Below are 7,938 nucleotides of genomic sequence, written 5' to 3'. Positions count from 1 at the left end.
CCACATTTTTCACATACCACATTCAAATGGTCATGCCCCATGAAATCAAAATAGGTCGTGGTATCATTGCGAACCTTGATCTCAGAGACAACCCCCTCATCAATTAAAACCTTGATATTGTTGTAGACAGTTGCTAGACTCATGCTTGGAAACTGAGGCAATAAATCGCGATAGATCTTCTCAGCGCTTGGATGTTCATGACTCGCCACTAAATAGGAAAGAACTGCTCTGCGGGTATCGGTAATCCGAATACCCTTGGCACGCAAATTTTGCAAGACTTCTTCCACGCGCTCTTCTTCATGACGATGCAATGCGTTCACTATGATTCCCCCTTTCCAATATGATTTAATCGATTCGTTACCCTTATTATATCATGTTTCAAAATAAATCACTATTTAGAATGCTTTTAATTAAAAAAAATGTCCGGGGGGACATTTTTTTCACGAGCCTGAAAACGGAAAAGCGAGGTTATGTCCAGGGGACATTGATTCACGAGCCTGAAAACCGAAAAGCGAGGTTATGTCCAATGGGCATTGATTCACGAGCCTGAAATAGATTCATCTACTCTCAACCGATCCAACTGGTCATCCAGCGCACGGTTCCTAGGATAATTTTGACCACGAGGATCATAAAGCAAAATTCCAGTACGAACCACAGCCCTTTCAATAGATACAAAATAGGTCGGATAAACAACAAGGCAAAGAGGCCTAAAATGAATCGCATGGTCTTTTCTCTCTTTCTTTTTTCCTATTATACCCTTATCCTATAGAGCTGTCCAACAAAAAAACCATCCTAGAAATCTAGGATGGCTTTTCAAAATGCAATTATTTAACTGCTTCTTTAAGAGCTTTACCAGCTTTGAATGCTGGAACTTTAGAAGCTGCGATTTTGATTTCTTTACCAGTTTGTGGGTTGCGACCTTTACGAGCTGCACGTTCACGAACTTCGAAGTTACCGAAACCAATCAATTGAACTTTTTCACCTTTTGAAAGGTATTCTGAAACTGCTGCGAATACAGCGTCAACAGCTGCTGCTGAATCTTTCTTAGTCAATTCTGTAGCTTCTGCCACTTTTGCGATCAAATCTTGTTTGTTAGCCATTTAACAAATCCTCCAATTTTTTTTAGGCTTTACGCCTTAACAGTACTATAATATCTAAAAAAAGCCTTTAGGTCAAGTACTAAACCTGTTTTTTCAAACATTTATTCAGCTTATTCGTAGCGTACCAAAACTGCAAATGCATTCTCACCTGTATGAGTTTGAATAATCGATCCAGTTTCGAGAACAGGGATTGCTTTTTCAACGAGAGATTGCAACTGAGCCTTCATTTCATTGGCCCACTCTGGTGTCCCTGCGTAAGAAATCCCGATCTCAGCCACCTTACTATGGGAAAGATTCTCTACCAATTCATCCAACCATTTCTTAAAGGTCTTGTTTCCACGTCCTTTGACGATTGGTTCCAACTGATGGTCCTTCATTTGCATCACCACACGGATGTTAAGAAGCGAGCTCAAAAGTCCGGTGACACGGCCAATCCGACCACCTTTAACTAGATTTTCCAAGGTAGATACGCCGATATACAACTCTGTCTTTTCTTTGACTTCTTCAATACGACCTAAAACGGTGTCTAGATCTGCTCCTTCTTTAGCCAACTTAGCTGCCTCAACCACTTGAAACTTCATGGCTTGGTCTGTAAAGCCACTATCAATCACAGTTACTTCTGCCCCTGATAAGGTTGCTCCTTGACGAGCCGCCTCTACGGTTCCTGACAAGGCATGAGACATATGAATTGAAACGATATGAGCTCCGTCTGCTGCTAACTTTTCATACACCTCCGCAAAGACTCCAACGGGTGGTTGGCTGGTCTTTGGAAGATTTTTACTAGACTGCATTAAGCGCAAGAAGTCCCCTTCACCCAACTCACTGTCGGAATAAAGGACTCCATCCACCATAACAGAAAGTGGCACAATGGTGATGCCATATTCTTCAACCACTTCAGGCTCAATTGTAATAGATGAGTCTGTAACTATTTTAATATTTGCCATATATTTCTATACTCTTCCTAAGAATGTTCTGCTTTCATTATATCAAAAAACACGGGGTTTTGCAGTGAAAGATATCCATTCCTGCTTCCTCAGTCGTCTGCGGCAGAAAAACCTGTATTATGAAGGACATGGTCATGGACAATACCTTGATCATCCAAGAGCAATCCATGGAGGACTCCACCAAAGACAGCACCCCCATCGACACCCATCTTCCGATCTGAAATCCAAAGATTTTCGGTGCCGACTGGCTCATTGAGCAGTCCATAGACCGGTGTATGGCCAAAGACGATCCATTTGCCTGTATGATTCTCCGCTTCATGGAATGGTTTTCGGATCCAGACCTTTTGGTAATCACTGGTTTCTCGCCAATTTTCAAGGGTTAGATCCACACCAGCGTGGACAAAATAATAGGTCTCTGTCTCGTAGTCAAAAGGCAAACTACGGATGAAAGCCACCAAGTCAGGAACGGCGTTTTCTACTGCTTGCGCATCCGCAATCCCATCTACAGGAGCATCGAGTGGCCGGCCTAACAGAGAGTTGATGGTCGTATCGCCACCATTTCTTCGGTAGTGGTCATAACGCTCTTCTGGATTGTCCAACCAGGCTAAAAACATGTACTCGTGATTCCCGGAAAGGCAAACAGCTCCGTGATGGTCTACGTAGTCTTTTACGATTTCAATCGATCGTTTGCTGTTTTCGCCTCGATCTATCAAATCCCCTAAAAAGACCAATTGGGCTTTTCCATCCCACTCTGTCATGAGCTCTTCTAGCATTTGTGCTTTTCCGTGAATATCTCCGACTACAAAGTATCTTGACATTATTTCAAACCTTCTTTCTCTTAACGCTTGAGAAGTTGCTCTGCTTGTTGACGGGCAGCTTCCGTTAGATCCTCTCCTGCCAGCATCTTGGCAATTTCTTCGATTCGTTCTTCTCTATTGAGCAAACGCACAGTAGAGACAGTTGAGTGTTCATCACTGATTTTCTCAATATAGAATTGATAATCTGCTGCAGCGATGACTTGAGGCAGGTGAGAAATGGCAAGCACTTGGCCATTTTGACCAATCTTATGAATTTTCGCTGCAATCGCTTGGGCCACGCGCCCAGAGACCCCTGTATCCACCTCGTCAAAGACGATACTGGTTTTTCCTTCTTTTCGAGAAAAAGCAGACTTAATGGCCAACATCAAGCGTGACAATTCTCCGCCGGATGCTACCTTGACAAGGGGTTTAAAATCCTCACCTGGGTTGGTCGAAATGTAAAATTCGACAGCTTCATTTCCCTCACGATTAAACTTAGCCTTGCTAAAACGTACTTGAAAACGCGCCTTGTCCATGTAGAGATCTGCCAATTCTTGCTGGATTTCATTTTCCAAAGCTTGGGCCAGGGCATGCCGCTGATCACTCAAATCTTGAGCCAAGGTGACCAAACTCTTTTCCAAACGTTTGAGTTCTTTTTCTAATTCCTCAGATGAGAGGTCACTTCCAGTGAGGAGACTATATTCTTTAGTAATTTGCGCCAGATATTCTAAGACGTCCTTGACTTGGCCACCATACTTGCGGGTGATAGAATGGATCAAATCCAAACGTGACTCCACCTGCATGAGACGATTGCCATCAAACTCCAGACCATCAACCACATCTTCTAAGCGCTTGGTAATATCCTCAAGGGCATAAAAGGTTTCTGATAACTGGCTTGAGAGCTCTTTGTAGCTGGGATCATATTCTTCGATGCTTTCCAGATCATTCATGGCTGAGCGCACATTGGAGAGGCTCGAAAACTCTTCTGCATCCAGCATGGTATAGGCATTGGTTAGGGTATCAGCAATCATCTTGTGATTAAGCAGGCGTTGGCGTTCTTGCTCCAGACGCAGGTCCTCATCCACTTCCAAGGCAGCTGCCTCAATCTCTGCGATTTGAAACTCCAACATCTCGATACGAGCCTTGTTTTCTTGCTGGTTGCGCTGGAGTTCCACCACTTGTTTGCGCAGGCGTTTGTAGTCTTCGAAGGTCTGACGATAATCATCTTTAGTTTGGAAAAAGGCTGCATCCCCAAATTCATCCAGCATAGCGATATGCAATTGGGGCCGCATGAGTTCTTCCTGATCATGCTGGCCATGGATATCCACCAAGTGTTGGCCGACTGCCTTTAAGACAGATAAATTCACCATTTGACCATTGATCCGGCTGACACTTCGTCCATTTTGCAAGATCTCTCGGCGAATGATCAATTCATCGGTCCACTCTAGTCCTTGCTCTTCAAAAAGAGCTGTCAGGTGTCGATTGCTCTCAACGGTGAAGAGACCTTCGATTTCCGCTTTTGGGGCTCCGTGTCGAATGACATCCGTCGTTGCACGGCTTCCCAGCATCATGTTCATAGCATCGATAATGATGGATTTCCCTGCACCTGTTTCCCCTGTCAGTACCGTCATTCCCTTTTCAAAATTTAAGGAAATCTCTTCGATAATGGCAAAGTTCTTAATCGAAATTTCTAATAGCATAGGCTCTTACCACCCAAAGATTGATTTGAGGATATTCTCTGCTTCTGGAGCTGAATAGGCGATCAGTAAGATCGTGTCATCATCTGCAACAATACTAAAGATATGCTCCTTATAAATCTCCCGCAAGCGACGTTTAACTAAAGGCGCTGTCCCCGGAACCATGGTGAAATTAACATATTCACCCATTCGGCGATGAGACAAGATATTGCTTTCAATCATCCCGATTCCTTGGTGATGCTTGCGTGGCAATTCATAGACATAAGTCATATCTTTTAAAGGGCGTTTTACGATGCCCAATTCTTTGATATCCCGTGATACTGTCGCTTGGGTTGCTGAGATGCCTTCTTCTTTCAAATGTTCGACGATCTCTTCTTGGGTCCCCACCTCATGATCACGTATAAAGCGACGAATTTTTTCTAATCTGATATTCTTACTCTTCATGTTTAAATTCCTTGTGTGCCAGCTCCACAACAGCCTCCAGCTGCTCTGTAGTCGGCTTTGTTTTCTCTTCTTTTTTTTCTAGATACATCAAAAATTCGATGTTGCCATGGCCTCCTTGGATAGGGGAATAATCCACTCCCATTACCGCAAAGCCATGTGTCCCTGCAAAAGCAGCGACCTTTTCAAGGACCGCTAAATGAATCTTAGGATCCTTAATGATCCCATTTTTCCCGATCTGTTCGCGTCCTGCCTCAAACTGAGGTTTGACCAAGGCCACGACTTGTCCATTATCTGCCAAAATCCGGTGAAGGGCTGGCAGAATCAAGTCCAAGGAAATAAAGCTGACATCGATACTCGCAAAGCTCGGTGTCGCTTCAAAATCATCTGGCTCGGCATAGCGGAAATTGAACTGTTCCATCGAGACCACTCGAGGATCATTGCGCAATTTCCAGGCCAACTGATTGGTCCCGACATCCACCGAAAAGACCTGGCTGGCTCCGTTTTGCAGCATGACATCTGTAAAGCCACCTGTAGAAGCTCCAATATCAATCGTAATTTTACCCTCTACAGACAAACCAAATTTGTTCAGTGCTTTTTCTAATTTAAGACCGCCCCGGCTGACATATTTGAGCTTTTCACCCTTTAATTTCAACTCGGTTGCTTCATCAATTTTTTCACCCGGTTTATCAAAGCGCTCACCATTGATAACGGCAACGACAAGACCTGCCATCACCCCTCTTTTGGCTTGTTCGCGGGTATCAAATAGGCCTTGTTTATAGGCTAATACATCCACTCTTTCCTTAGCCATCTATTCGTAATCCTTCTATTAATTTCTTGATCGCTTGCGGATCAAAGTCGCAAGCAGCTGTAATCTGATCCAACAAGTCCTCGCAAGCGTCTAATTCGCTTGTCAGCAAAGCTTTTGATTCTTCCAATCCCAACAGGGCTGGATAGGTCGATTTTTCAGCTACTAAGTCCTTTTGAGGAGTCTTACCCAAAGCTTCAAAATCAGCGACCAAATCCAAAATATCATCCCGCACTTGAAAAGCCAGGCCTAATTTTTTCCCGATTTTTTTTAAGAGCTGAGCAATGTCTGCTTGCAACTCTAAAATCAAACCTGCTGCGATAAAAGGATAGGCAAGGAGGCGTCCTGTCTTATTGGCATGTATGGTCTTCAACTCTGCTAGTGTGAGCTGTTTGTGCTCCCCTTCCATATCAAGGACTTGGCCAGCTACCATTCCACGACTACCGGAAGCATCTGACAATTCAAGAATCAAAGAGACCTTGACCGCATCGGGAAGGGCACTCGCAGCAATCATCCCAAAGGGATCGAGAAAAAGCGCATCGCCTGCTAAAATCGCCAAGTCTTCTCCAAATTTCTTGTGGTTGGTCAATTGCCCCCGACGGTAATCGTCATTGTCCATAGCAGGCAGATCATCGTGAATAAGGCTTCCTGTATGGATCATCTCCAAAGCCCCTGCTACTTGAAAGTGAGCCTCCGTCAATTCCTGTCCAAAGGCCTCTAACAATTTTAGAAGGAGCAAGGGGCGCAGGCGTTTTCCACCTGCCTGGATCGAATATAGGACCGACTCCACTAAATGGGGAGCAACAGATTTTTCCTCATAAAAAGAGCGAACCGCTTGCTCTACTCTATTTCGTTTTTCTTCTTGTCTCATGCTAGATCCGCTTCAGTACCATCTGCTTGCATGACCTTGACCAAGGTTTTCTCTGCTTGATCCAAGGTCTCTTGCAATTCTTTTGACAACTTCATTCCTTTTTGGAATTCTGTAATAGCTTCTTCAAGAGCCACGTCCCCACTCTCCAATTTTTGGACGATAGCTTCCAAATCTGCTAAATTTTCTTCAAATTTCTTTTCTTTCGACATGTTTTACCTCTACTTCTAACTGGCCATCTCTCATGATGAGGGACAGCGGGTCCCCTTCTGTTACTTTCGCAACCGAATCTAGGACCTGATCTCCTTCCTTAACCATGGCATAGCCACGCGCAATAATCCGACTGGTATCGAGCATCAAGAGGGCTTCTGATAAGCTTTGCACCTTGATTTTTTGCTCTTTTAAAACTTGTTCCATTCGGTTGGTTAAGATTCTCTTATCTTGGAGCAGGCGGTCTTGGTAGCGCTCGATGCGATGCAAAGGCGACATGGCTTCTAAGCGATGACGCAGACCTTGCAGCTGATTGGCCCCTTCTCCATAAGCATCGCGCATTCCTTGTTTCAAGCGCAATTGCAACTGGTCAATCTTTTGCAGGTAGCCATCATAGAGTCTTTCAGGCTGTCTAAAAATAACCGATTGACTTAATTTGGCCAAGCGTTCACGATTATAGGCCAAGCGATTGGACATCGCTGTTGCCATGCGATTTTCCTGCTTTTGTAAATGGGACAAGAGATCCAATTTGGTTACTGGAGTGGCCAATTCAGCAGCGGCTGTCGGAGTAGCGGCTCGTCGGTCTGCTACAAAATCGGCCAGAGTCGTATCTGTCTCATGTCCAACACTGGAGATAATCGGAATCCGCGATTCAAAGATGGCTCGCACCACTGCTTCTTCATTAAAGGCCCAGAGATCTTCAATCGAACCACCCCCACGACCGATAATCAAAACATCCAAATCATCCCGTTGGTTGGCCCTTTGAATATTAGCAACCACCTCACTAGAAGCTCCTTCACCCTGAACCTTGGTCGGGTAGAGCACAATCTCTACACCAGGGAAGCGTCGGCTCACCGTTGTGATAATATCGCGGATCACGGCCCCACTTTGACTGGTGATGACCCCGATCTTTCTTGGAAATTGTGGCAGAGCTTGCTTCCACCGGTCCTGAAAGAGCCCTTCTTCGGTCAACTTTTTCTTGAGTTGCTCAAATTGGATGGCCAAGGCCCCTACCCCATCTGGCTCAGCCTTTTCAATGACAATGGAATAACTCCCACTTGGCTCATAAAGCT

Annotated in this window: 10 protein-coding genes; all 10 read right to left on the bottom strand. The window is 44.7% G+C overall.

The window, feature by feature from the left end; all coding sequences use genetic code 11:
* On the bottom strand, nt 1-320 hold a 320-nt coding region (locus SPADD19_RS04180), incomplete at its 3' end, for a Fur family transcriptional regulator (RefSeq protein ID WP_061455581.1).
* 504 nt (nt 321-824) lie between these two features.
* Nucleotides 825-1,100 carry an HU family DNA-binding protein gene (locus SPADD19_RS04175; protein ID WP_003006038.1) on the bottom strand — a complete coding sequence of 92 codons (276 nt, stop codon included), beginning with the start codon at nt 1,098-1,100 and terminating at the stop codon, nt 825-827.
* A gap of 110 nt (nt 1,101-1,210) precedes the next feature.
* Nucleotides 1,211-2,044: a DegV family protein gene (locus SPADD19_RS04170; protein ID WP_061455309.1), complete on the bottom strand. Its 834-nt coding sequence runs from the start codon at nt 2,042-2,044 to the stop codon at nt 1,211-1,213.
* A gap of 89 nt (nt 2,045-2,133) precedes the next feature.
* The gene (locus tag SPADD19_RS04165) at nt 2,134-2,862 is read right to left on the bottom strand and encodes a metallophosphoesterase (protein WP_061455308.1); all 729 of its coding nucleotides are present in this window, start codon (nt 2,860-2,862) and stop codon (nt 2,134-2,136) included.
* Between the two features lie 20 nt (nt 2,863-2,882).
* Nucleotides 2,883-4,541 (bottom strand): DNA repair protein RecN, encoded by a 1,659-nt coding sequence (gene recN / locus SPADD19_RS04160; RefSeq protein ID WP_061455307.1) that lies wholly within the window; start codon nt 4,539-4,541, stop codon nt 2,883-2,885.
* A gap of 6 nt (nt 4,542-4,547) precedes the next feature.
* A complete protein-coding gene (locus tag SPADD19_RS04155; RefSeq protein ID WP_003006022.1) occupies nt 4,548-4,982 on the bottom strand; it encodes an arginine repressor in 435 nt (144 codons plus the stop codon).
* The gene (locus SPADD19_RS04150; RefSeq protein WP_061455306.1) at nt 4,972-5,790 is read right to left on the bottom strand and encodes a TlyA family RNA methyltransferase; all 819 of its coding nucleotides are present in this window, start codon (nt 5,788-5,790) and stop codon (nt 4,972-4,974) included. The genes SPADD19_RS04155 and SPADD19_RS04150 overlap by 11 nt, the downstream gene beginning before the upstream one ends.
* Nucleotides 5,783-6,658: a polyprenyl synthetase family protein gene (locus SPADD19_RS04145; protein ID WP_061455305.1), complete on the bottom strand. Its 876-nt coding sequence runs from the start codon at nt 6,656-6,658 to the stop codon at nt 5,783-5,785. The genes SPADD19_RS04150 and SPADD19_RS04145 overlap by 8 nt, the downstream gene beginning before the upstream one ends.
* Nucleotides 6,655-6,867: an exodeoxyribonuclease VII small subunit gene (locus tag SPADD19_RS04140; protein WP_049483917.1), complete on the bottom strand. Its 213-nt coding sequence runs from the start codon at nt 6,865-6,867 to the stop codon at nt 6,655-6,657. The genes SPADD19_RS04145 and SPADD19_RS04140 overlap by 4 nt, the downstream gene beginning before the upstream one ends.
* On the bottom strand, nt 6,845-7,938 hold a 1,094-nt coding region (gene xseA, locus SPADD19_RS04135; RefSeq protein WP_241496466.1), incomplete at its 5' end, for an exodeoxyribonuclease VII large subunit. The genes SPADD19_RS04140 and xseA, both read right to left, overlap by 23 nt.

This window comes from Streptococcus parasanguinis (genome assembly GCF_001578955.1).
Taxonomy (GTDB): domain Bacteria; phylum Bacillota; class Bacilli; order Lactobacillales; family Streptococcaceae; genus Streptococcus; species Streptococcus parasanguinis_U.
Note: the sequence above shows the minus strand (reverse complement) of the source record. Positions and strands in the feature narration are given on the sequence as shown.